The sequence below is a fragment of the Paenibacillus cremeus genome (genome assembly GCF_007786445.1).
GTDB classification, from domain to species: Bacteria; Bacillota; Bacilli; order Paenibacillales; family NBRC-103111; genus Paenibacillus_G; species Paenibacillus_G cremeus.
Genome location: NZ_VNJI01000021.1, coordinates 30,078 through 53,111, shown reverse-complemented (window position 1 = coordinate 53,111; position 23,034 = coordinate 30,078). Strand labels below are relative to the sequence as shown.

At 53.4% G+C, this 23,034-nt stretch carries 18 protein-coding genes and 3 pseudogenes; 11 read left to right on the top strand and 10 right to left on the bottom strand.

The features are described from left to right. Nucleotides 1–32 precede the first annotated feature (32 nt). The 5 genes and pseudogenes from FPZ49_RS17510 (at nucleotide 33) to FPZ49_RS17490 (ending at nucleotide 4,240) form a co-directional block, all read left to right on the top strand. Nucleotides 33–566 (top strand): cysteine hydrolase family protein, encoded by a 534-nt coding sequence (locus FPZ49_RS17510; RefSeq protein ID WP_144849273.1) that lies wholly within the window; start codon nucleotides 33–35, stop codon nucleotides 564–566. A 12-nt stretch (nucleotides 567–578) separates the two neighbouring features. Continuing rightward, on the top strand, nucleotides 579–2,018 hold the full coding sequence (locus FPZ49_RS17505; protein WP_186445884.1) for a nicotinate phosphoribosyltransferase: 1,440 nt from the start codon (nucleotides 579–581) through the stop codon (nucleotides 2,016–2,018). Between the two features lie 21 nt (nucleotides 2,019–2,039). Beyond that, nucleotides 2,040–2,558, top strand: a pseudogene (locus tag FPZ49_RS17500) (AAA family ATPase); the annotation flags it as partial. A gap of 186 nt (nucleotides 2,559–2,744) precedes the next feature. Then, nucleotides 2,745–3,368, top strand: coding sequence for a class I SAM-dependent methyltransferase (locus FPZ49_RS17495; protein ID WP_144849268.1), 624 nt, complete (start codon nucleotides 2,745–2,747; stop codon nucleotides 3,366–3,368). Nucleotides 3,369–3,490: 122 nt separating this feature from the next. Next, nucleotides 3,491–4,240 carry an HAD family hydrolase gene (locus FPZ49_RS17490; RefSeq protein WP_144849265.1) on the top strand — a complete coding sequence of 250 codons (750 nt, stop codon included), beginning with the start codon at nucleotides 3,491–3,493 and terminating at the stop codon, nucleotides 4,238–4,240. Between the two features lie 304 nt (nucleotides 4,241–4,544). Here the strand turns inward: FPZ49_RS17490 and FPZ49_RS17485 are convergent, their stop codons facing one another. Then, nucleotides 4,545–4,817: a hypothetical protein gene (locus FPZ49_RS17485; RefSeq protein WP_222429922.1), complete on the bottom strand. Its 273-nt coding sequence runs from the start codon at nucleotides 4,815–4,817 to the stop codon at nucleotides 4,545–4,547. On the opposite strand from FPZ49_RS17485, the pseudogene FPZ49_RS17480 reads away from it, so the two are divergent. From FPZ49_RS17480 to FPZ49_RS17470, 3 genes and pseudogenes are all read left to right on the top strand, one after another. Continuing rightward, nucleotides 4,769–4,984: pseudogene (locus tag FPZ49_RS17480) on the top strand (RtcB family protein); the annotation flags it as partial. The gene FPZ49_RS17485 and the pseudogene FPZ49_RS17480 sit on opposite strands and share 49 nt — an antisense overlap. 40 nt (nucleotides 4,985–5,024) lie before the next feature. After that, nucleotides 5,025–5,762 carry a tRNA(His) guanylyltransferase Thg1 family protein gene (locus FPZ49_RS17475; RefSeq protein ID WP_144849262.1) on the top strand — a complete coding sequence of 246 codons (738 nt, stop codon included), beginning with the start codon at nucleotides 5,025–5,027 and terminating at the stop codon, nucleotides 5,760–5,762. 2 nt (nucleotides 5,763–5,764) lie between these two features. After that, a complete protein-coding gene (locus FPZ49_RS17470) occupies nucleotides 5,765–6,205 on the top strand; it encodes an ATP-binding protein (protein ID WP_144849259.1) in 441 nt (146 codons plus the stop codon). A gap of 60 nt (nucleotides 6,206–6,265) precedes the next feature. Here the strand turns inward: FPZ49_RS17470 and FPZ49_RS17465 are convergent, their stop codons facing one another. Then, nucleotides 6,266–8,095 carry a bifunctional metallophosphatase/5'-nucleotidase gene (locus FPZ49_RS17465; protein ID WP_261381468.1) on the bottom strand — a complete coding sequence of 610 codons (1,830 nt, stop codon included), beginning with the start codon at nucleotides 8,093–8,095 and terminating at the stop codon, nucleotides 6,266–6,268. A gap of 263 nt (nucleotides 8,096–8,358) precedes the next feature. On the opposite strand from FPZ49_RS17465, the gene FPZ49_RS17460 reads away from it, so the two are divergent. From FPZ49_RS17460 to FPZ49_RS17450, 3 genes and pseudogenes are all read left to right on the top strand, one after another. Continuing rightward, entirely contained in the window at nucleotides 8,359–9,420 is a 1,062-nt protein-coding gene (locus FPZ49_RS17460; RefSeq protein ID WP_144849256.1) for a fatty acid desaturase, read from the top strand. A 59-nt stretch (nucleotides 9,421–9,479) separates the two neighbouring features. Then, nucleotides 9,480–10,623 (top strand): annotated as a pseudogene (locus FPZ49_RS17455) (sensor histidine kinase). Next, complete coding sequence (locus FPZ49_RS17450; RefSeq protein WP_144849250.1) at nucleotides 10,620–11,219, top strand: response regulator transcription factor; 600 nt, start codon at nucleotides 10,620–10,622, stop codon at nucleotides 11,217–11,219. Before FPZ49_RS17455 ends, FPZ49_RS17450 begins: the two are co-directional and overlap by 4 nt. A gap of 60 nt (nucleotides 11,220–11,279) precedes the next feature. Here FPZ49_RS17450 and FPZ49_RS17445 read toward each other — a convergent pair whose 3' ends face one another. The 8 genes from FPZ49_RS17445 to FPZ49_RS36815 form a co-directional block, all read right to left on the bottom strand. Continuing rightward, nucleotides 11,280–14,198: a DEAD/DEAH box helicase gene (locus FPZ49_RS17445; protein WP_144849247.1), complete on the bottom strand. Its 2,919-nt coding sequence runs from the start codon at nucleotides 14,196–14,198 to the stop codon at nucleotides 11,280–11,282. After that, the gene (locus tag FPZ49_RS17440; protein WP_144849244.1) at nucleotides 14,195–15,763 is read right to left on the bottom strand and encodes an SWIM zinc finger family protein; all 1,569 of its coding nucleotides are present in this window, start codon (nucleotides 15,761–15,763) and stop codon (nucleotides 14,195–14,197) included. The genes FPZ49_RS17445 and FPZ49_RS17440 overlap by 4 nt, the downstream gene beginning before the upstream one ends. A 293-nt stretch (nucleotides 15,764–16,056) precedes the next feature. Then, nucleotides 16,057–16,899 carry a carbohydrate ABC transporter permease gene (locus FPZ49_RS17435; protein ID WP_391563830.1) on the bottom strand — a complete coding sequence of 281 codons (843 nt, stop codon included), beginning with the start codon at nucleotides 16,897–16,899 and terminating at the stop codon, nucleotides 16,057–16,059. Nucleotide 16,900: 1 nt separating this feature from the next. Further along, nucleotides 16,901–17,806, bottom strand: coding sequence for a carbohydrate ABC transporter permease (locus FPZ49_RS17430; RefSeq protein ID WP_144849241.1), 906 nt, complete (start codon nucleotides 17,804–17,806; stop codon nucleotides 16,901–16,903). A gap of 181 nt (nucleotides 17,807–17,987) precedes the next feature. Continuing rightward, nucleotides 17,988–19,304: an ABC transporter substrate-binding protein gene (locus FPZ49_RS17425; RefSeq protein WP_144849238.1), complete on the bottom strand. Its 1,317-nt coding sequence runs from the start codon at nucleotides 19,302–19,304 to the stop codon at nucleotides 17,988–17,990. 132 nt (nucleotides 19,305–19,436) lie between these two features. Further along, nucleotides 19,437–20,990: a response regulator gene (locus FPZ49_RS17420; protein ID WP_144849235.1), complete on the bottom strand. Its 1,554-nt coding sequence runs from the start codon at nucleotides 20,988–20,990 to the stop codon at nucleotides 19,437–19,439. Further along, complete coding sequence (locus FPZ49_RS17415; RefSeq protein ID WP_144849232.1) at nucleotides 20,983–22,782, bottom strand: cache domain-containing sensor histidine kinase; 1,800 nt, start codon at nucleotides 22,780–22,782, stop codon at nucleotides 20,983–20,985. Before FPZ49_RS17415 ends, FPZ49_RS17420 begins: the two co-directional genes overlap by 8 nt. Before the next feature lie 92 nt (nucleotides 22,783–22,874). Then, nucleotides 22,875–23,009 (bottom strand): hypothetical protein, encoded by a 135-nt coding sequence (locus FPZ49_RS36815; protein WP_261381463.1) that lies wholly within the window; start codon nucleotides 23,007–23,009, stop codon nucleotides 22,875–22,877. Nucleotides 23,010–23,034: the final 25 nt, after the last annotated feature.

Genomic DNA, 23,034 nt, shown 5'->3' with positions numbered 1-23,034 from the left:
TGTCGAAATGACATTATGAGGAGCTGGGCTAGATGAAAGCACTGATTGTGATCGATTATACGGTGGATTTTGTGGTGGGGAAGCTGCCTTGCGGGCAGCCGGCGATAGATATAGAAGAGCGGATCGCGGAGCTGGCGGCAGAGTTTGCCGAAGCGGGGGATTATGTGGTCATGGCGGTCGATCTTCATGACGAAGACGATCGCTACCATCCCGAGCATCGCTTGTTTCCGCCGCATAATATCCGGGGAACGGAAGGCCGGGCGCTGTACGGCAGGCTGAATGAGGTGTATACGCAGTACCAGGAACGTATGCACTGGATGGATAAAACGCGGTACAGCGCTTTTTGCGGGACGGATCTGGAGCTTCGGCTGCGGGCGAGAGGCATCCAAGAGCTGCATCTGGTCGGGGTATGCACGGATATTTGTGTGCTGCACACAGCGGTCGACGCGTATAATAAAGGCTTTTCGCTGGTGGTGCATGCTGATGCGGTGGCGAGCTTTAATCCGGCTGGGCATGAGTGGGCGTTGGGGCATTTTCAGCATACGCTGGGAGCGACTGTAGTTTGAGGAGGGATATCGATGGACGCCAATTTGACGCTTCATACGGATAAATACCAGATTAATATGATGTACGCCCATTGGGGGCACGGGACGCACCTGCATCGCGCGGTATTCGATGTGTATTTTCGCAAGCTGCCGTTTGGCAACGGGTTTGCGGTGTGTGCCGGGCTGGAGCGGATCGTTGACTATGTGCGCAATTTGCGCTTTGGGGAAGAGGAGCTTGCGTATTTGGCTGAGCAGGAGGAGGCTTATGCTCCGGATTTTTTGGAGGCTCTGCGGCAGTTTAAGTTTACCGGGGACATCTATGCGGTGCCGGAAGGGACGGTGGTGTTTCCCGGGGAGCCTCTGATTCGGGTGGAAGCGGCAGTGATGGAGGCGCAGCTGATCGAGACGGCGGTGCTGAATTTCTTGAACTACCAGACGCTCATCGCAACCAAAGCGGCGCGCACCAAGCAAGTCGCCCCGAACGACATGCTGCTGGAATTCGGCACAAGGCGCGCTCAGGAGGCAGATGCGGCGATCTGGGGAGCGCGGGCAGCGTATTTGGCCGGCTTCGACGCTACCTCGAATCTCCGGGCCGGGATGCTGTTCGGCATTCCGACCAAAGGCACGCATGCGCATGCTTGGGTGCAAAGCCACGACTCGGAGGCGAACGCGTTCGAGCGGTATGCAGCGGCGCTGCCGGACCAAGTGACACTCCTGGTGGACACTTATGACACGCTAAAAAGCGGCCTCCCGAACGCCATTCGAACAGCCCGGTGGCTAGAAGCGCGCGGCAAACGAATGCAGGCGATCCGGCTGGACAGCGGAGATTTGGCGTACTTGTCCATCAAGGCTCGGGAGATGCTGGATGCTGCAGGGCTGCCGTATGTAAAAATCGTCGCGTCGAATGATCTGGATGAGCATATTATTTTCAACCTGAAGGCGCAAGGGGCGCGCATCGACGCCTGGGGCGTAGGGACCCAGCTCATTACGGCGGGAGACCAACCGGCCTTGGGCGGGGTGTATAAGCTGGTGGCGCGGGAGAAGGACGGGGATTTCGTTCCGGTGATCAAAATCTCGGGCAACCCCGAGAAGGTCACGACGCCTGGCGTGAAGGACGTGTACCGGATCGTGAACCAGCAGACGGGGAAAGCAGAAGCCGATTACATCGCTTTGAAAGGCGAGACGGATGTATCGCAAGGGGAGCGAATTAAGCTGTTTGACCCGGTGCACCCATACATTCATAAGTATGTGGAGGATTACGAGGCACTACCGCTGCTGCAGCCGATTTTTCAAGGTGGCGCCTTGGTGTATAAGCTTCCTACGTTGGCGCAAATTCGGGAGTACCATCGCGAGCAGCTGGCGTTATTTTGGCCGGAATATTTGCGCAAGCTGAACCCGGAGTCATATCCGGTGGATTTGAGCACGGCGGCCTGGGAGCTAAAAATGAGCCTGATCGAACAGCATAGAAAGTAAGTTGACAATTGCTATCTTCTCGGCGCGCCTTCCACGGGTAAAACGACGCTAGCCGCCCATCTGGCGGAGCAACATCAGACGGTGTGGACGCCGGAGTACGGCAGGGAATATTGGGAAACGCACCAAGTGGCGCGAAGATTAACTTTGGTTCAGCTGGAGGAGATCGCCGAGGGGCATCTGGAGCGGGAAGAGCGGCTCGTGCAGATCGCACGGGATGTCGATACCAATGCGATCACCACGTACATGTTTTCGCGTTATTATCATGGCAAAGCTACACCTCGGCTAACGGAATTGGCTGTAGAGGCGGCGTCGCGGTATGATTTGGTGTTTGTTTGCAACACGGACATTCCGTATGCAGATACTTGGGATCGCTCCGGCGATGTCCAGCGGCAGGTGTTTCAGAAGCAGATTCTAGCGGACCTCGCGATGCGGAGGATCCCGTATTTCCTGTTGAGAGGAACGCTCGAGGAGCGGGCTTCGCAGGTGAGCCGCGTGCTGGCACGGTTTCGGAGGTATTGTAGTTTGGTGGAGGGAATGTAGAAGTAACGAACTGTAGTACAGGGGCGCATCGAACAATAAATAATCCGATATATCAAAATATGTAAGGTGATACAATAACAATGGTAAGGAAAATAATGGGGGTAACGATCTTCTTGTAGTTTGGATTGGCTTTGCGTTGTTTGGAGCGATTGTCCCATATACATTATGCATGAGGAGGTTATATTCATGGATGCAGCTTTTAAACGTAACCTAGTACAAGCGTATAATTTCGATGCACATCGCCGTAATCAACATGACAAATCATCGTGGAAAGTAGATGAAAGAGAACAGTTTTTAAAACTTCTCCTGGATGAAGAAAAGAAATCTTTGCTTGAAATTGGAGCAGGAACAGGGCAAGATAGCCTCTATTTTTTTGACAGGGGCTTGGACACAACAAGTATAGACATATCGGATGAAATGATAAAAGCATGTAAGGAAAAAGGCTTAAATGCATCTGTCATGGATTTTTATCACTTAGACTATTCGGACCAATCATTTGATGCCGTATATGCACTAAACTGCCTGCTACATGTTCCCAAAGCAAACATTTCCAGTGTGTTAATGGAGATCAAGAGAGTACTAAAACCGAATGGACTGTTTTATATGGGGGTTTATGGCGGAAGGGATTCCGAAGGAGTCTGGGAGGAAGATTCGTGTGAACCAAAACGCTTTTTTTCCTTTTTTAGTGATGCAAGGCTAAGAGAGCTTGTTAGTTCCATTTTTGAACTGGTTTACTTTAATGTAGTGCCACAGGAAAAGGGCGATCTCCACTTCCAATCCCTAATATTAAGAAATTCAACATGTGAGTAAGCTTAAATTTCATTAATATTGAAAACCTTATACAACGAAATAGATCATAATGTCTTAACTGTTCGTGGTCTCCACGAGTTACCAACCTTAATACAGAAATCTTTTATTCGGAGTGTGGAAAAATGAACGATCAATTACCGAAAGCCATACTGCTTGATATGGATGATACCATCCTTGCTTACGATCAAGGTGTAGATACGGATGGGTGCTGGAGGAAGTCTATTCAGGACCATCTAGCAGGAGAAAACAATGTTAATCCAGAAGATTTGCTATTGCGAATTAAGGAAAGAGCTTCATGGCATTGGAGTGATCCGGAGCGTCATCGCGTAGGAAGGCTGGACCTTTACAAGGCAAGGCAGGAGATTATCGGCGCAGCGTTAATGAAATTCAATATAGATGACCAAGCATTAGCTGGTAATATTGCGAGGACTTACGGGGAGGAACGTGATAAGGCAGTTTCGTTATTTCCTAATGCCATCGAGACGATCCGCGATCTCCGAAGTCGTGGTCTAAAGTTAGCCTTATTAACGAACGGAAATGCTAAGCCGCAATGGGAAAAAATTCGCAAATTTGGTCTGGCTCCCTTTTTTGACTGCATCCTTGTTGAAGGTGAATTCGGTATCGGAAAACCGGATGAGCGTATTTATTTCCATGCAGTAAAAGCATTGGATGTCCGTCCTGAAGATACTTGGATGGTCGGAGATAATTATCAATGGGAGATTGTAGCTCCACAGCGAATTGGCATAAAAGGCATTTGGATTGATCATAAGGGACAGGGAATTCCATCGAAGGCAGAGGATCAGCCGTATCGAATTATTAGAGCACTGCCTGAACTCACCAGCATATTAAAGGAGATACCAGAATGTGATTAAAAAAGTGTTAGTCACCTTAAATCTTTTTCGCCGCCACAAGCGAGAAGAAAATATGCTCCATAATCGTATGTAGTTCCTGATGATAAAAGTTGGGGTAGCGTGTGATATTAGTCAACTTGGTATCTTCGGGCGGATGAACACAAGCAAACGAGACCCATCGACGAAGACGAACGTATGGCGTGTAAATTTGCGGGAAGAGATCAATCCAGATCCATCCCCGTCTCGGGGTCCATTAGGATATGTGCGTAATCCCGTTCTAATTGCGTTATACTTGACGGCGGTCTAGCCGTGCATTGTGATTTGCTCAAGCGTCGGCTCCCCGCCTTTCTATCGATCGCAGCAAGCCCCTCCACTGCTGGGCATCGCGGGCTTCGTCAGACGAAAGCTCCGGATTTGCGCCAAGCGTTTCCTCATATGTGCCGTCATATTTTTTCTCGAAATGAACGACCGCGTTGACCAGTTCAGCGAATTCTTCCGCATCCGTCATCGGTCGGGTCCGGTTCAGTCGAGCTTGCTCTCGCTCATAGCACCGGCGGGCAAATTTCTCCCAAGCCAATGCAGGAGGCCGTTCGGGCATATGGCGTAGAACTGCGCGGTGCGGGTACCGACGAGAGTCCGTTCGTGTATCGAAAGCTGCAGGAGGTGCTCGATGCGCATGCAGAAACGGTTGAGGTGCTTCACGTGCTGAAGCCAATCGGAGTTTGCATGGCGGGGGCTGACGAGTTTGATCCGTATAAAGATTAATGGGGTTTAGTAACACTACTCAAGAAAGGAGACCCCAACCATGCAAAAAGACGATTTCGGCAATCGCATGAAAGAGTACGAGAACGCCTTCCGGCACACCTTGCCGCGGCGGCTGCCTGTCATCCTGCGGATTGACGGCTGCCACTTTCACAGCTTTACTCGAGGCTTGGATAAGCCATTCGATGAGCGGCTGACGCAAGCATTTTGGGAAACCTGCAAATACCTAGCGGAGAATCTGATGGGCTGCAAGCTGGTGTACCATCAGAGTGATGAGATCTCCATCCTGCTCACGAATTACGATAAGCTCACCACCCAGTCGTGGTTTAATAATAACATCCAAAAAATGGTGTCCGTATCCGCCTCCATAGCGACGGCCAAGTTTAATGAAGAAATTCGGAAGGTTTACCCCGATAAGGAACTAGCGACCTTTGACAGCCGGGCGTGGGTATTGCCTCACGATGAGGTGACAAACTACTTTCTGTGGCGCCAGCAGGATGCGACGAAGAACAGCATTTCGATGGTCAGCCAGGCTCATTTTTCACAAGAGGTATTGCAGGGGCTGAATGGGAAGCAGCTTCAGGACAAGCTATTCCTGGATAAGGGAATCAACTGGAATGATCTGCCCGTCTGGCAAAAACGAGGCGTGTGCATCACCAAACAGTCTTATTTCAAAGGGGACGCGCAGAGGTACCAATGGAAAGTGGATTTAGATATTCCGATGTTTTCGCAAAATAGAGACTACATCAATCAATTCGTCTATCTGGATAGGGATGAGTAACGGTGGAGTGTGTAATTTTGATCGGGATTCAGGCTTCGGGGAAGTCGACCTTTTTTAAGGAGCGGTTTTTTGGCTCGCACATGCGGATCAACATGGATATGCTGAGGACCAGGCATCGGGAAACCATTTACTTGATGGCCTCGTTCGAGGCGAAGCAGCCGTTTGTGGTGGACAATACGAACCCGACGGCCGAGGCGAGGAGCAGGTACATCACACTTGCGAAAGAGCACAAGTTCCAAGTCGTGGGCTATTACTTCGAGCCGGATTTTGCCGAATCGATGAAACGCAATGCGGTCCGAACGGGGAAGGAGCACGTGCCCGAGATCGGTATCCGAAGCGTCATGAAGCAGTTACAGGAGCCCGAGTACAGCGAAGGCTTCGATGTATTGTACCGAGTAACGAGCGTAAAGGGTACGTTCCAGGTCACAGCGTTTCAGCCATAGCAGCAGTAAGAGGGGGCCGCTCTCCAACTCCAGCGGCCCCCCTTTTGCATTATCCAAAACCTACTGAACCTCGACGATTCGCCCATCTACCGCAGGATTTACGTTTTTCTGTGTTGTCATCGCTTCCTCCACCAGCTCATACAGCGTGATTCCGGAGTTCATCGCTTTCTTGTCGATAAACATCGCGTACCCGTCGCCGCCGCTGGAGATAAAATCGTTGGTCACCAGCTTGTAGGTTTTGTTCGGATCGATCGGGTTGCCGCCGACCTTCACCTCCACAACCCGCTGGCCCGCAGGCTTGCTTGGGTTATACGAAAAGCTCATGCCGCTGATTTGCGGAAAACGTCCGGCACCGAGCTCCACCTGGCTCACGCCATTTTCCATCGCGGCTGCGATTTCCGAGCCTTTGGCTTCCAGCACGACCAGCGTGTTGGGGAATGGCAGCACGTCGTAGAGCGCTTTTTTCGTAATATCACCCGCATTAATCTGGGTCCGGATGCCCCCGCCGTTCGTGAGCGCAATATCCGCCTCGTAGCCTTTGAACGTCTTGGATTTTTCCAGCATCGCGTCCGTAATGAAATTCCCCAGATTGCTTTCGCGCTTACGCACGATCGTACGGTCGCCTTCCAGCGGCACATCGGCATGGGCAATAACCACATTGAGCGCGCTGTCGATGCTGCTGACGATTTTTTTCACCATCTCGGCCACTTGCGGATCGTCGGCTACCGTTTCATCATATTCCGCCAGCCCACCAGTAAAGTTAACCAGCTCGTTTTTATAGTAATACAGGTCCGCCCGTCCGAGCGATTTGCCATACTCCCAGTCCTGTACGATGTAGGTACCGTTCACGTTCTCTGGCGTTTGGATCGGTGTATGGGAATGCCCGCCGATGATGAAGTCGATGCCAGGGACCTGCTTAGCGATCTCCCGATCCACATCGATTCCAACATGAGAAACGACGACGACGTGGTCGACTTTTTTCTTCAGCTCGGGTACGAGCTTCTTCGCCACCTCCACCGGGCTTTTGAAGGTCAGGCCTTTGACATTGTCCGGATGTGTCAGAATCGGCGTTTCATCGGTTACGAAGCCGATAAAAGAAAACCTTTGGCCGCCCACCGTGGCATAGTAGACCGGAGTGAGCAGGTTCGTATCGTCCGATTTGAACACGTTGGCGTTAATGACCGGATACCCCAGCATATCCTTCAGCTTCAGCAGCTGCTCATAGCCGTAGTCGAACTCGTGGTTGCCCGCGGTCATCGTATCGTAGTTAAGGCTGTTAAGAATCGGCACCACCGACTCGCCCTTAAATTGGTTAACGAATACCGTACCTTGGAACGTATCGCCGGCATCCATCAGCAAGAAATTCGGATTTTCTTGTCTCCACTGCTTCACGAGCGTGGCGATTTTGGCGTAGCCGAATTCCTTGCCGTTCTTATTTTCCTCAATATGGCCGTGGATATCGTTCGTATGACCAACGGTAATATGCAGCGTAAGGGCGTCACCCACCGCGTTGAACAAGCTGCCCCGCGTCACTTGCTCCTGATCCGGAAGCGCCAGGCTGTAGCCCAGCTTGCCGGCTAGTTGGTTGATGCGCGCCGCGGAGATGGCTTGACCCGGCTGCTTGACTTCCTCCGAGGTGATCAGGCCCTGCTTGCTCGCCCAGGTCAGCGCCGCGGAAGCCCAGTAGGCCGATCCCGGCTCTGGCTTTAAGCTCGTTTCGCCCTTCAAGCGCGCGAGCAGCGTGACAACCTCCGCAAGGGTAACGGGACGAGCCAGAGCCAGTCCGCTTCCGTCGCCTTCCAGAACCATTTTTTTCAGCATCCAATCTGCATGGTTAACCGGCTTCAGCGGTGCCGCGAACGCCGAGCCTGCCGCTAAAGAGCTTGCCATAATGCCGGCCAGAACGGCCCGTTTGATCCTCACACGAATCACACTCCCCTTGGAATCGATTTCCATCTCAATTATAGGACGAACAGAACGGAGAAGAATCAAACGGATGTTAACGCGAATTGAAGAAAACGTAAAGAAAGACCACCGACAGGACATGACATTTGTCATATCCTCGAGTTGACGTTTATGACTAACGCCGGCGGGCTGCATTTTCTATAATCAGGGTAGATTGAACTCGCACGTCATCTTGAGGAGGAAGCACCATGTCCCACCAACCTGGTATTGCCAGCTTAAAAAAGCACGTTGCTCCATATGAAAAATCTAATACCCGATCGAGCCTCCTACAGCTCTTGAACACCGTAGGCCCTTTATTGCTGCTGTGGTATGGAGCCTATTTTAGCCTGTCCGTTTCGTACTGGCTCACGCTTCCTTTGTGCATTGTCGCTTCGGGGTTCGTAGTGCGGACGTTTATCATTTTTCATGACTGCTGTCATCAATCCTTCTTCAAGAACCGGTTAGCCAACGATATCCTCGGAACAATTACAGGGGTTATGACCCTTTGTCCATATGAACAGTGGAAAAACAGCCACTCCATCCATCACGCAACCAGCAGCAACCTCGACAAAAGAGGCATCGGCGACCTGTGGATGCTTACTGTCGATGAATATTTGGCTGCCCCGCTGTGGCATCGAGTCGCTTATCGCTTCTACCGGAACCCGCTGGTCATGTTCGGCCTCGGACCGATTTTTGTGTTCCTGCTGCAGTACCGGTTTAACCGCAAAGGTGCTAGACGCAAGGAGCGCTTGGGGAATTACTTAACGAATGTGCTGCTGGTGGCTCTCTATGCGCTGCTGATCTGGGCGATCGGCTGGCAGGCGTTCCTGCTCGTACAAGGACCGATTACTATGGTGTCCGGGATGCTGGGGATTTGGCTGTTTTATGTGCAGCATACGTTTGAGGACTCCTATTTTGAAAATGAAGCGGACTGGAGCTATGTCCAAGCGGCCGTAGAGGGCAGCTCGTACTATAAGCTTCCGAAGCTGCTGCAGTGGATCACGGGCAACATTGGGTTCCACCACGTTCATCATTTGAGTCCAAAGGTGCCAAACTACAACCTGGAGAAGGCGCACGAGGCTGCTCCGCCGCTGCAGCACGTCACAACCATCACGCTGGGTACCAGCATCAGTACACTGCGATTGCACCTCTGGGATGAGGGCAAGAAAACGTTCGTTAGCTTCCGGGAGGTTACTCGCCGCTTGCGTGCGAAGAAGGATTCCGTGGCGGATCATCTGCATGTCCATAGCCCGAGCTTGCAAGGCGAATAGCGCTGACCTACAATAAGAGTACTAAGCGCAGTCATGCGAAACGAAAAGGGTGGGCAGTCGTGCAGAAGTGGTATCATATTTTTCACAAAAGCACGGGTTTGAGCCCGTATATATGGGTTGTCTTTTATATATCGCCGTTTTACTTCATCTTCCGCTCGTCCTCTCCGTACGAGGTGGCGAGCGGAATTATTATGATTCTAGCTTTTTTTCTTTGCTACGTGATGGCCTTCCGGTCCAAAGGGTGGAAAATGTACCTCTGGACGAGCGTGCAGATCGCCATCTCCATCACGATGACGCTGATGTTCGGGTTTGCTTATTTTTCCCTGTTTCTGGCGTTCTTTATCGGTAACATGCAGCATAAGGTCGGATTTTATGTGCTGTACAGCATTCATCTGATTACCACCGTCGTGGCGGTTAATGTGGGCTTCGTTTCGCAAAATGCCGTGTTCCTGTCCCAGCTGCCGTTTGTCCTGATCAGCCTGATCGCTGTCGTGGTGCTTCCGGTGACGACCTACAACTGGAACAAGCGGGATAAGCTGGAGGGTCAGCTGGAGGATGCGAACAAGCGCATCTCGGAGCTGGTCAAGCTGGAGGAGCGGCAGCGCATTGCCCGCGATCTGCACGATACACTCGGTCAGAAGCTGTCCCTAATAGGCCTCAAGAGCGATCTGGCTGGCAAGCTGCTGAGCAAAAATGCGAATCATGCGCAAGTGCTGGTCGAAATCAAGGAAATTCGTCAGACCGCCCGGATCGCGTTACAAGAAGTGCGGGAGCTCGTCACCCAAATGCGCGGGACGCGGGTGGAAGAGGAGCTGCTTCGTGTGAAGCAGATTTTAATGGCGGCGGAGATCGAGCTGCATGTAGAAGGGGACCCCCAGCTGCCAAACACCTCCTTGATTGCCGAAACGGTGCTCAGCATGTGCCTGAAGGAAGCGATCACGAACGTTGTGAAGCACAGCAGCGCCTCGGCCTGCTCGGTCGCTATCGAGCCGTCCCGAACGGAGCTGGTGGTTAAGGTCAAGGATAACGGGATCGGCATTGCGGATGAATCGGTTTGTTTTCGCGGCAACGGGCTGCGGGGCATGAAGGAACGGCTGGAATTCGTGAACGGAACGATGGAGATTTTATCCAACCAAGGCATGCTGGTCATTATGAGGGTGCCGAACGCCGTTCAAACTACCGGATAAGGAGGCGGGGATATGATTCGAATTGTCATTGCCGAGGACCAACGGATGCTGCTGGGCGCACTCGCCTCCCTGCTCGATCTGGAAGAGGACATGACCGTGGTCGGCAAAGCCAGCAACGGCGAGGACGCCGTGAAGCTGGTGCACCAGCATAAGCCGGATATTTGCATCATGGATATCGAGATGCCAGGCAAAAGCGGCCTCGATGCCGCAGAGGAATTGAAGGGCAGCGGCTGCAAGGTGATCATCTTGACGACCTTCGCGCGGTCGGGGTATTTTGAACGCGCGGTGAAGGCCGGGGCGCACGGATATTTGCTCAAGGACAGTCCCAGCGAGGAGCTGGCCAGCTCCATCCGCAGCATTATGGCCGGTAAGCGGATCTATGCTTCCGAGCTGATGGACGAGGCCTACGGCGAGGAAAACCCGCTCACCGAGCGGGAGAAGGAAGTGCTCGTGCTGATCGCCGACGGGAAGAACACGAAGGAGATCGCCAGCGCGCTCTACCTGACCACGGGCACCGTCCGTAATTACATCTCCGTCATCCTCGATAAGCTTCAGGTGAGCAACCGGATCGAAGCGATCGTACGATTTAAGGAGAAGGGTTGGTTTAAGTAAAAAAATAACCCCGGGAGGCCCTTTGAGGCTTCCCGGGGTTTTTGTCGCTCTAGCATCGCGTCACCAGCTCTGCCGAAGTGCGAACAAATCGCGTAGCTCGTCGTTCGACAGCTCCGTGATCCAGCCTTCGGAGCTGGAGATGACGTTCTCGCTCAGGCTCATTTTACTCTCGAGCATCTCGTCGATTTTCTCCTCCAGCGTGCCGAGGGAGATGAACTTGTGCACCTGCACGTTGCGCTTCTGGCCCATGCGGTAGGCACGGTCGGTCGCTTGGTTCTCGACGGCGGGATTCCACCAGCGGTCGAAGTGGAACACGTGGTTGGCCGCTGTCAGGTTGAGGCCGACGCCGCCGGCCTTCAGCGACAGAACGAAGATACCGGGACCGTCCGCCGACTGGAAGGTGTCGATCATTTTGTCGCGCTCGGTCTTAGGCGTGCTGCCGTTGAGGTAGAGCACCGGCTCGCCCCGCTGCGTCGAGAGGATGTCGGCCAGCATGCGGCCCATGCCGACATACTGCGTGAAGATGAGGCACGAATCGCCCTCATCCCGCAGCTCGCCGACCATGGCCGTGAGCCGCTCCAGCTTGGCAGACCGCGTAATGAACGCGTCGAGCTGTTCCTCGGAGGCCAGTGTGCCAGCGGACAGCGCGCCTTCCTCCTTCGTGAGCAGCACGGGATGGTCGCAAAGCTGCTTCAGCTGGGTGAGGGCGGCGAGGATGGCGCCCTTGCGCTCGATGCCTTCGAGCTTTTGCATTTTTTCCATCAGCGCCTGCACGGCTTGCTCGTAGAGAGCGCCCTGCTCCGGGGTTAGGTTGATGTAGACCTTCATCTCCAGCTTATCCGGCAGGTCGAGCTGTATGCTCGGATCCTTCTTTTTCCGGCGCAGCATGAACGGCTTGACGAGCTTTTGAAGCTGGGCAGTGCGTTCCTCGTCCTGATGCTTCTCGATCGGATTCGCGAACCGCTGCTGAAACCCTCGTTGGTTCCCCAGATAGCCGGGATTCAGGAAATCGTAGATTGACCACAGCTCCGACAGCCGATTCTCAATCGGCGTCCCGGTCAAGGCAACGCGATGCAGCGCGTCGAGTGAACGGACAGCAGCGGACTGCTTGTTTTGCGCGTTCTTGATGTTCTGCGCTTCGTCCAGACAGAGGGAGCTCCACCGGATCTCCTGCAGCGTCTCTTGATCGAGCAGCGCCGTCGCGTACGAGGTGATGACCACGTCGGTGTCTTGCAGCATCGACTGAAACGCGTGTCCGGAGAGGCGGCCTTTCCCGTAATGGAGCACCACCTTAAGCTCCGGTGCAAAGCGAGCCAGCTCCTTCTGCCAGTTGCCGAGCACCGAGGTGGGGCAGATGAGCAGGGCGGGGGTTTCGGACTCGCTTTGATGGTGCAGCAAATAAGTGATGAACTGGACCGTTTTGCCAAGCCCCATATCGTCGGCCAGACAAGCGCCGAGCCCGAACTTGCGCAGGAAGCTCAGCCACGTGAAGCCTTCCCGCTGGTAGCTGCGCAGCTCGGCGCGGAGTCCGGAAGGCACAGGCAGCGCCTGCAGCTCCGACGGCTGCCCAAGCTGGCGCAGCAGCGCGAGCAGGTGGGAGTTGAGCTCCACCTCGAGGTGGACGCGGTTCTCCTCTTCTTCTTCAGAGGCAGAGGCTCGACTGCGATCGTTGGACTTTTCTTTCTCCAATTCCGTGAGCATATGAAGCTGCAGCACATCCTGCAAGGATAATCCTTCGTCTGGAGTGATGCTCTCCATGAGCCGTCGAATCTGCTCCAGCAGCGCCGGGTCGAGGTACACCCATTCGCCGCGGAAGCGGATCAGCCGCTGCTTGCGGCTCAGCAGCTCGGCGAATTCCGCCTCGTTCAGATCGGCGCTGCCGATGGCGACCCGCCAGTCGAAGTCGACCAGCGCGTTCAGCCCGAACAGCGACTGGGTCCGGCCGCCGGCTTCCGCCGCCACCTGAGCACGCAAGCGGGGCTTGCGCTTCGAGGCCGCCTCCCACCAGCCGGGCAGCATGACGTTCCAGCCCTCGCTCAGCAGCTCGCGGCTATCCGTGGTCAAGAAGCGCCAAGCAGCTTCGTCGCTGAGCGGCTCGGCGAACAGCTCGCCGCCGTCGCTCAGCTCGTGCGGGAGCGCCGCGGCGAGCCTGGCCGCCCATCCGGGAGCGCGCTCCCGGATGAAGGGGCTCCACTCGCTCGCCCAAACCCCGGCCGCCTGACCGCCTTCGCTTAGGCGCACAGGCACGAGGAGCGAGCCGTCGCTCTTATCCTGCAGCACGAAGCGGAGCTGCCAGTCGAAGCGCTCGTCGTCCGGTTCCAGCAGCTGCAGGGCCGGGCGGAACGGCGCCGTGTCCGGCCTCCAGCCGAGCGTGCCGAGCCACTCCTCCTCCGTGAACCCAGCGGCGGCTGGGGATCCTTGAAACAGCGCGGGATACTCCCGCCGCAGGTCGGCCATAGCGGCTTCGTTCGCGAAATGCTCAGCAGCCACGGCAGCGGAGAAGGCGGCGCGCAGCCCGGACAGCTCCTCGCCTAAGAAGCCGATGCCGTTCAGCGCCTCCCAATCGACGGCTTGCAAGGCTTCGGAGGCCGTATCCCAGCTCCAGCGCAGCGTCCCCTCCCGGAAATCGCGGTAGCTGGGGACATAGCGCCCCGCTTGCGCTTCCTGGTAGAGGAGCGGCGCGGCCTCGAGCAAGACCTTAGCGGCGTCGTTGCCGCTTGTCCAGCGCAGCGTATCCATGAACGCCGGCTCGGCGAAGAAGGGGAGCACCATGTCGGCGGGAAGCACGGTCACGGTCAGTTCTCCGGCCTGCTGAAGCTCCAGCACCGTGCCGAAAAAGGACGGCTCGTGCCAAGCAAACAGCAGCCTGCGAAATTTATCGCCGGACAGGTCGCGTCCGTCCTGCTGCCCCCAGAGCAAAGCATCCCCGCTGTCTGTCAGCAGCACATGCAAGGACATGTCGTACAATTTTGTGCTCATTGCAGCAGCTTTCCTTTCTTCATTTCCTCTTGCAGCGCGCGCAGCCGGTTGTACCGATCCGTAAACCCTGTGAGAAAACGATCCCAGCGCTCGGGCTGCTTCAATTTTTTATATAGCTTCTCCAATCGCTTCAGCAGCTTGACGGCAGACTTGTAATCCTGACGGTTTTTCAGGGCGACATACCGGTCAATCGCTTGATGATAATATGGCAAAAGCAGCGACGGATTGTCCTTCTCGATCGGCTGCAGCACGCTGACCCGATGGTACAGCGGATCATGCTCCTGGACGATTTGCAGCTCGATCCAGGGCTTCCACTGGCGTCGTTCATACAGCAAATGCTCGATGATCGAGGCCGAATGAGGCAGCATGTCCTCCATCACGTCCCATAGCGCCTTTTCGGCGTCCGGCACATGGCCCACTGCTTGCTTCCAATAGTCGATATACCCATCCAGCTCCTTGGTCCGAGGACCATAGAAGGAGGAGGCCGTCCGGATCAGCCAGTCCACTAACGTACCCCAGTCGCCCGCTGCTGCCATTTGCTCCAGAAAAGGCAGCAGCAAGCTCCCTGTCGCTTGTTTCAGCATGCCGCTGGACTCCAGGGTCTCCCACGCCTCTGTGCCTCGGGATTGACAAAGGTACAGGAACGCCTTAGCCGCCGAAAGTGATAAGGACATTGCATTCGAGCCTGCCTGCGTCTCCATCGCCTGAAGCTCCTGCGTAGCCCAATGGTCAGAGACTGCCTTGCCTTTGGGGGCGATCCACAGCTTCCACATCGCCGTGTACAGGCCATAGTCCAGGTACAATTTTCCGTTGTCCTCCGCCATCTGCTGTCGAACATAGCTTAACGTTTGGCTCAGCCGATCCTCTGCGACGGTAAAGTCGAAGAGGGAGGACTTATACTGCAACCAGGTATGGAGTTCATCGTACACGCGGAAAAACGCATAGGAAGAGTAGTAATGCACCGTAGCCTGTGCGGTCAGCTCTTTGACCTTTCGCACCCTAAACAGCTCTTGATGCAGCTCAAAATAAACCCCGTCCGCCGCGGAATAAGGAACGTTCCGAATCCCCTGCAGCTGACTGCGCAGCACATCCGCATACATGCGCTGATCGTAGGAGGTGGGTTTGATGTGCGAGGTATACTCCTCCAAAAACGCATGCCAGCCGGACACGTCCTTTTCGGGCAACTGGCCCAGTTGGGATTTTGAGGAGGCAGCGGTTTCAGCCGCTCGCTTCAGATGATGCTTGGCATTCACCAGCTGGGAAGCGGGGTATCCGTGCCGATCGGCAAGCTCCATTAGGACAGCGGCCATGTGCTTGCAGCAGTCTTGGACCGGGCAGGTACAGCTGCTCGAGCTCACCTTGTCCAGCTTCAGCTTCACCAGGTACTCGTCTGAACCGGTTACTTCGGCTTCGATCACGCGATCCTCGGTGCGGACCATGCGGGTAACATATTGTTGTTTAAAATAGTTATATCCGCGATTCAGCGTTACTTCATTGAAGGCCGCGGCTACTTGCTGCAGCAGCTTCGGCCATAGCTCATCGTTTAACACCGGATTCGAACTCATTGCTAAGCTCCTAAGTAAATAATAAGTTTCGATCTAATCTATTATAGAATGAACCGGGGATAAATACGAGATTAGGCGGTTAAAATTACGGTTTGAAACTATTATTTAAACGCGGGGGAACGCAACAAGCTGGCCGCGGCGCCAGCTTGTTTTTTAGCAGAATGATTTTCTAACAGGGAGCACCAGAGCGGAAAACCCGCCTTACAGCGCGACAAAAGGTCGGATCGCTCGCCCTAAAGCTTGCTCTCCGACCCCTATTTTTTACCACTCCAGCCTCAGCTTCAGCCTAACGCTTAACCCTTCAAGCCGCTAGTGCTGATGCCTTCCACGATATACTTTTGGAACAAGAAGAATACGACGACAATCGGAACCAGCGACAGGGTCGACATGGCGAACATCCCGCCCCAGTTGTTGATGGACTCCCCGTCCAGGAACAGCTTCAACGCAAGCGACACTGGATACAGCGAAGGCTTGTTCAAGTACAGCAGCGGCCCCATGAAATCATCCCATTTCCAGTAGAAGGAGAAGATCGCCGAAGTCACCAAGGACGGAACGATGAGTGGAATCATGATACGGAAGAAAATCATATATTTATTGCAGCCGTCCATCTTAGCCGCTTCGTCCAATTCTACAGGTACCGTACGGATGAACTGCATCATCAGGAAGATGAAGAACGGCATCCCGAAGAAGCTAGGAACGATGATCGGCTTAAAGGAAGACAGCCATTCGAGCTTCGCAAACATAACGTACTGCGGAATAATCGTGACGTCCGTAGGCAGCATCATGGTCAGCATGACACAGCCGAACCAGAAGCTCGCGCCTTTAAACGGAATGCGTGCCAGACCGTAAGCCACAAGCGCTGACGAGACAACCGACCCGATGGTCGAGATAATAACGATAATGAACGAGTTTTTGAAAAACGTCGAGAAGGAGTTATTCGCAAAGCCCTTCCAGCCGCTGACATAGTTTGAGAACTCGAGCTTGCTCGGGATGAGACTGTAGGCGGTGGAGAAAATTTCATTGTTTTGCTTCAGGGAGCTGGCCGCCAGCCATAGGATCGGATAAATCATAAGAAGCGCCAGCACTCCGACGATAAGATGGTACAGCCCGGCTTTACCTCTGGACATGGTCGACATGTTATTTCTCTCCCTTCGTTTCGTAATGAACCCACAGATTAGAAGATTTAAACAGGATCAAGGTGATGATTCCGATTAAAATCAGCATAACCCAGGCCATTGCCGAAGCATAACCCATTTCGAAGAATACGAACGCTCTGCGGTACAAGTAAAGTGAATACAGCAAGGTGTTATCGAGCGGTCCGCCTTCGCCTCTGGAAATAATGTAAGCCGGGGTGAAGGTCATAAACGCACTAATCGTCTGCATGATCATGTTGAACAGAATGATCGGGCTAAGCAGAGGCAGCGTGATCTGGAAAAATTGGCGCCAGCCGCTGGCTCCGTCCACACTTGCCGCTTCGTAAAGCGACGCAGGGATGTTCTTAAGCCCCGCTAGGAAGATCAGCATCGAGGAGCCGAACTGCCATACGGAAAGTGCAATAAGTGTCCATAATGCGGTTCCCGGGCTGCCGATCCATGACGTTGTGCTATGGATGCCGATCAGTCCCAGCGCGGAGTTCAGAAGCCCCTGATCTCCGAAAATTTGTGTCCACATGATCGAGACCGCTACGCTCCCGCCCAGCAAGGATGGCAAGTAATAAGCAGATCTGTAGATCCCGACCCCGCGGATCGCTTTGTTCAGCAGCATCGCTACGATCAGCGCGAAGGCTAGTCTTAGCGGTACGCTGGCGATAACATAAGTGAAGGTGACCTGCAACGATTTCCAAAACTTATCATCATCCGTAAACAGCTTCACGTAGTTGTCCGTTCCGATGAAGCGCGGAGCCTCCATCAGGTTGTATTCCGTGAACGAATAGTACAGGGAGGACAAGATTGGAAACAGGGTGAAGATCAAAAATCCGATAATAAACGGAGCGCTGAATATATATCCTACCACATTGTCTTTGTCCCAAAACTTTTCTTTCATCCATTCCAACTCCTTTGCCTTATGGTTTGCCGTTGTCTCTATAGTATTATTTTTCGACAATCTTCGGAATTTAAAAAACCGTTCATTTTGTTCAAAATACCGATTACTGCCGCAGAACCTGCTGTAAATAAAGAAGCATCAACAGAACCTAGGTTCTGTTAATGCTTCTTTTTATTTACATTTATTTCCTATTTTTAGCCAGAATCGCATTGGCATCCTTACGGAATTTCGCCGCAGCATCCTCTACGCTAATTTTCTTATACAGTATTTGCTCGCTGAGGTCCTTCAGAAGCTTCTCCACTTCAGTCGAACCGATTGGGTTCGGCGGGTCGATCGGGCTGCTGTTGGCTTCCGCCCATGCGATATAATCGAATACCTTCGCATCTTCCGGCGACAAGGTCGGCTTCAGCGCATCCTTCATTTTGGACGAAATCGGCACGCCGCGTTCGCCTTTGATCAGCTTGTTGGCTTCGATGTCATTCACGAAGAAGTTAATGAACTTCGCCGCTTCTTCTTTTTGCTTCGAATTCTTCGTGATGGAGAAGCCCATACTTGGCTTCAGGAACAAACCTTTTTTGCTGTTCGGTCCTGGAGGAGGAATCAGCTCAGTAGGACGCTTCGCTGCTGCAGTCCAAGCGACATATTGGTTAGACCATTGGAATGAGCCGAACGAGTTGCCAAGCACCATCTCATCATCTTCCGGTGTCAGCTTCTTCTGAGCCAGCTTGTCCAAGCTGAGCAAGTAGCCGGCGTCATACATCTTTTGGTAGCGCTTGAAGTAGTCGATGAACGGTTTGTCGTCGTTGTACCCGAGTGCAGTACCTTCTGCATTGTACAACTTTTGATCTACAGTGCGCAGATAGTAGTTAAAGAATACTTCGTAACGCAAATAATCCGCCAGCAGCTTGCCATTGGCTTTCAGCTTCGCGCCAAGGGCATCAAGATCGTCCCATGTCCAGTCTTTGGACGGCATGGAAGCTCCTGCTTTCTTCAGCACTTCCGGATCCGCCGTTACACCAAGCGCATTGACGCCCAGCGTGATTTGATACAGGTTGCCACCCACTTCGCCGCTAGCGAGTGTATTCGGGTTGACGGAGCTGACATCGATTACGCCGTTTTTAGTGTAAGGGCGCAGGTCTTCCAGCTGGCCTCGGCCACCGAATTGGCTGATGTAGGACATATCCATTTGGATGACATCCGGAAGGCTGTTCGCTGCTGCCTGAGGAGCGAGCTTCTTCCAATAGTCGTCAAAAGCGGCGTATTCCGCTTCGATTTTCACATTCGGATGTGCCTTCTGGTACATATCGATGACTTTCAGCGTGTAATCATGTCTTGCTTGTCCGCCCCACCAGGCGATGCGGAGTGTTACGGGTTCGTTACTTCCCGTTTTAGCTCCTCCCGTGGCTTCCGGCTGCTTGGTGTTGTCCTTCGCGCTTCCGCAGCCTGCTGCCGTCAGCAGAAGCGAGAGCGACAAGATGGTTGTTAATGCTTTCTTCATTGTAAATCCCCCTTTTGTAGTAAAATGAGCTCTACGCTGTAACCGATTTCAACGTGCTTACAAAATGTAATTATTCATTTTTTGAAGAAGAAAGAAAATCAAAAAAACAGTGCTCTTTGTTTAAAAAACCGATTAACTGTTGGACTTCATAAATTCCGAGGGGGTGAGGCCGGTATATTTTTTGAACACTTGGCTGAAATACTGGGGATTATCGCCAAAACCTAGCTGCTCTGCAAGCTCGAAAATTTTAATATCGCCGCGCTGCTCAATCAGCTCCGTGGCCTTGGAGATCCGCTCTTTCATCACATAGCCTGAAAATTTTTCCTCGGTCTCCTTCTTAAACAACTTTCCCAAATAATCGGAGTTCATGTACAGCATTTGGTGAGCGACCCAGTTCAACGACAGCTCCGGATTGCTCAAGTGCTCGCGTACGATGTCCTTCATCTTCTGAACGATAGCCGAATGCTTGCTCTTCGTTTCCTCATAGCAGCTGAGCGCGATACGGATGGCTGTTTCCTTACAAAACGACTGCAGCGCCTGCCTCGTATCCATGGCCGTGAGCGCCACCAGCTTATCCATGCTGCGCCCGACTTCATCTTTATCCTCCAACCGGATGATGGCCATGAAGAGCTCGATGACATACGACTTGGCCGTCGGGAGGTCCAGCCGCAGATCGGCCATGCGTTCGAAGAAGCGGTCGATATCCAGACAGGCCTCTTCGTGATCTCCGGCCTTAATCTGCAGCAGCATGTTTTCGTGGTCGAATTGAAACTCCTCGGCTTCCTCATGACTCTCCGTTACCGCAAGGTCCTGTACAGTAATGAGCCCGCCCTCCTCGAGGTAAAACCGGTGGTTCAAGCATTCCAGGGTTTGCTTATACAGATGGCGGGCACGAAGAAACTCATCCGCCTCACTCATGGCGATGGTCAGATCAATCCGGTAGTAGCGCATAAACGTGGTGCGGATCTGGTCAATGCGCTCCACCAGCGTGCTTTCCTCCGCATCCTCTGCCACGATCAGCACATTTTCCCCGACCGTAGCACTAAGCACCGTGGCGCCCAAGAGCTCCTCGGCAATATTTTTGACCGCAAACATATGCTCGAATTCAAACGGCGGCTCCAAACGAAAGAGCAAAAGCCGCACCTTCCGGTTTTCCAGATCCAGCTTAAACAGGCTGCTGTAATATTCCCAATCGTGGTTGCCGTAGGTTTTGTTAGTGACGAATTCCTTCAGGAACTGTTCTTTGACATGGGGCAGCACTTTCTCCAGCCCGTAGCGCATGCCTTGCACGAACTTCTGCCGTTCCTGCTCGGCGTCCAGCTCGGCCACGAGCTCCTGCAGCACTTCGGCGATTTTATTCTCGTTGCTCGGCTTGAGCAGGTAATGCCGGACGCCATAGTGCATGGCCCTCTGTGCGTATTCAAATTCGCTGAAGCCGGAGAGGAGCACGAGCTTCAAATTCGGGTGGCTCTGGGAGACTTTGGCCGCCAGCTCCAGGCCGTCCATGCCCGGCATTTTAATATCGCTGATGATAATATCCGGCGGGTCCTGCATAACCAGCTCATAGGCTTCAATCCCATTCCTGGCCGTTCCGTGCAGGACGGTGCCTGCCGACTCCCAATCGACTATGGCCGATATGCCGTCCAAAATAATGCGTTCATCGTCTACAAGCAGTACTTTATACATAAGAATTCTCCGTTTCGTCCGGTATGATGAGGGTGACACGGGTGCCTTGTCCGGCGATGCTGTCCACGTGCAGCCCGTAAGCGCTGCCGAAGGCGAGCATGAGTCGTTCTTCGATATTTTTGAGGCCAATGCCGCTTCCGCGGGTCGGCGCCGTCCCTTTGCGTACTTGATCAAGCAGCTGGGCATCCATCCCCGGCCCGTTATCCTCCACCGTGATTAAGACACGTCCGGGCTCCCGTTTCGTTCGAATGGCAATGATGCAAGTCCCGAGCATCGACTCCAGCCCGTAATGAATCGAATTTTCGAGCAGCGGCTGGAGCATCAGCTTCGGCATCCGCAGCCTTTTCACGTCCTCGGGGACATCGAGCTCAAAGACCAGCCGGTCGTCGAACCGGTACTTTTGAATCGTCAGGTAGTTCGAGACGATGTCGAGCTCCTCGCCCACGGTGATGAGCGTCTCCTTCAGACTGATCGAGCTCCTCAGCAAAAAGCCGAGCGCCTCCACCATGCTAGAGATTTGCGGCTGCCGATTTGTTTTGGCTAGCCAGTTGATGGAATCCAGTGTGTTATATAAAAAGTGCGGGTTAATCTGCGCCTGCAGCGCCTTGAATTGCGTCTCTTTGATCGTCAATTGCTTGGCATAGTTCTCGGTGATGAGCTCGTTGATCCGCCGGAGCATGTGCCGGAAGGTGCGATTGAGCAGACCGATCTCATCCATTGGGAGGGAGGGCAAGTCGGCCGTTTCCGTCTCCGCCTGGCGGAAATCCCCTTTCTGCACTTGCCTCATGAGTCCGATCAAATCCTCGATGGGCCGCGTGATGCTCCGGGCGAATTGGATGGCGACGGCCATCAGCACCAGCACGCTGAAAATAAAGCCGATGAGCAATATATTTTTCATCCAAATGATGCGGTGGAAAATTTGATCGTACGGGATGAGACTATCGTAGCTCCACCCCAAATAGCCCGATTGAATGCGCGTGATAAAATATTGCTGATTCCCGACCTGTTTGACCAGATAGCCATTCTTTAATTCTTCCGCGGCAGGGAGACGCATATTCTGGTTTTGCTTCGGATCTTGTCCAGGAGTTGACCCGAGATGAGCGGGATAAATCATATGCGTGCCGGAGACGATGCGCATCTCGCCGTTCTTCAGCTCGGTTCCCGCGACGACGTCCTCGACGATTTTATCGATCCGGATCCGGACGGTCAACGTGCCAAGTCGGTTCAAATTCAAGTTGGTGTACGAGCGGATCTCACGGGCCGCGATGAGGTACGGGTCCTCCGTATCCGGATAAATCCATCTCGTTTCACCCTGCCCTGGGGCCGACTCCGTCAATATTTGCTGCCTCCTGGCGGTGGAGGTCTTCAGCGAATTTCCCGACATGGACAGGCCGTCCAGCTGGTCGGAAATTTCAATGGAATATATATTTTTTTCGTAGCCCGTGTACGTTACCAGCTTATCGGTAATGTAGGAGCGGATCTTGTACTTCTCGAATTCCGGCGTCTCCGCTGTCAGAGAAACCAGCAAATCTTGAATCTGCTGATCGGTCGCAATTTGAAAGCTCAGCTTGTCCAGCCGTTTCAGCTCATTTTCGATACCGCTGGCCGACAGGTTCAGCAGCTGGGACGACCTCGAGTACAGCTGGTTGTCGTAGATGGAATAAGCGTATTGCAGCGAAAAATAGGTAATCAGGAAGCAGACGGCCGTCACAATCGAGATCAGGGCGAACACCTTATGCTTGATTTTTAAATTGCCGATGGCCTGCTTGAATAAAAATACGCGCGGTTTCATCCCTCGTACCCCCGTGCCTGTCGTAGTGCCTAGCGCTATCTATGGTACATGATCTGGAAAATGAATGCGAGTCGAAGTCAGCTCATACAAGACTAAACTAATTGAACCCATTCGCTGTTCCTATATGCAATCACGGCTCTGCTTGTGCTGCCGGTCTCCGGCTGTGACAGCGGGGTAACGGCAGGGTCCACCGCTGCAGCGGGCAAGAAGCGCACGGTGAAGGTCATGTTCGCTTTGAAGCCCCAAGCCAGA

Excerpts from the sequence above, each read along its gene's own strand:
- FPZ49_RS17510 (WP_144849273.1), top strand. The coding sequence starts at position 33 with ATGAAAGCACTGATTGTGATCGATTATACGGTGGATTTTGTGGTGGGG.
- FPZ49_RS17505 (WP_186445884.1), top strand. The coding sequence starts at position 579 with ATGGACGCCAATTTGACGCTTCATACGGATAAATACCAGATTAATATG.
- FPZ49_RS17495 (WP_144849268.1), top strand. The coding sequence starts at position 2,745 with ATGGATGCAGCTTTTAAACGTAACCTAGTACAAGCGTATAATTTCGAT.
- FPZ49_RS17490 (WP_144849265.1), top strand. The coding sequence starts at position 3,491 with ATGAACGATCAATTACCGAAAGCCATACTGCTTGATATGGATGATACC.
- FPZ49_RS17485 (WP_222429922.1), bottom strand. The coding sequence starts at position 4,817 with ATGCCCGAACGGCCTCCTGCATTGGCTTGGGAGAAATTTGCCCGCCGG.
- FPZ49_RS17475 (WP_144849262.1), top strand. The coding sequence starts at position 5,025 with ATGCAAAAAGACGATTTCGGCAATCGCATGAAAGAGTACGAGAACGCC.
- FPZ49_RS17465 (WP_261381468.1), bottom strand. The coding sequence starts at position 8,095 with ATGGCAAGCTCTTTAGCGGCAGGCTCGGCGTTCGCGGCACCGCTGAAG.
- FPZ49_RS17460 (WP_144849256.1), top strand. The coding sequence starts at position 8,359 with ATGTCCCACCAACCTGGTATTGCCAGCTTAAAAAAGCACGTTGCTCCA.
- FPZ49_RS17450 (WP_144849250.1), top strand. The coding sequence starts at position 10,620 with ATGATTCGAATTGTCATTGCCGAGGACCAACGGATGCTGCTGGGCGCA.
- FPZ49_RS17445 (WP_144849247.1), bottom strand. The coding sequence starts at position 14,198 with ATGAGCACAAAATTGTACGACATGTCCTTGCATGTGCTGCTGACAGAC.
- FPZ49_RS17440 (WP_144849244.1), bottom strand. The coding sequence starts at position 15,763 with ATGAGTTCGAATCCGGTGTTAAACGATGAGCTATGGCCGAAGCTGCTG.
- FPZ49_RS17435 (WP_391563830.1), bottom strand. The coding sequence starts at position 16,899 with ATGTCGACCATGTCCAGAGGTAAAGCCGGGCTGTACCATCTTATCGTC.
- FPZ49_RS17430 (WP_144849241.1), bottom strand. The coding sequence starts at position 17,806 with ATGAAAGAAAAGTTTTGGGACAAAGACAATGTGGTAGGATATATATTC.
- FPZ49_RS17425 (WP_144849238.1), bottom strand. The coding sequence starts at position 19,304 with ATGAAGAAAGCATTAACAACCATCTTGTCGCTCTCGCTTCTGCTGACG.
- FPZ49_RS17420 (WP_144849235.1), bottom strand. The coding sequence starts at position 20,990 with ATGTATAAAGTACTGCTTGTAGACGATGAACGCATTATTTTGGACGGC.
- FPZ49_RS17415 (WP_144849232.1), bottom strand. The coding sequence starts at position 22,782 with ATGAAACCGCGCGTATTTTTATTCAAGCAGGCCATCGGCAATTTAAAA.
- FPZ49_RS36815 (WP_261381463.1), bottom strand. The coding sequence starts at position 23,009 with ATGACCTTCACCGTGCGCTTCTTGCCCGCTGCAGCGGTGGACCCTGCC.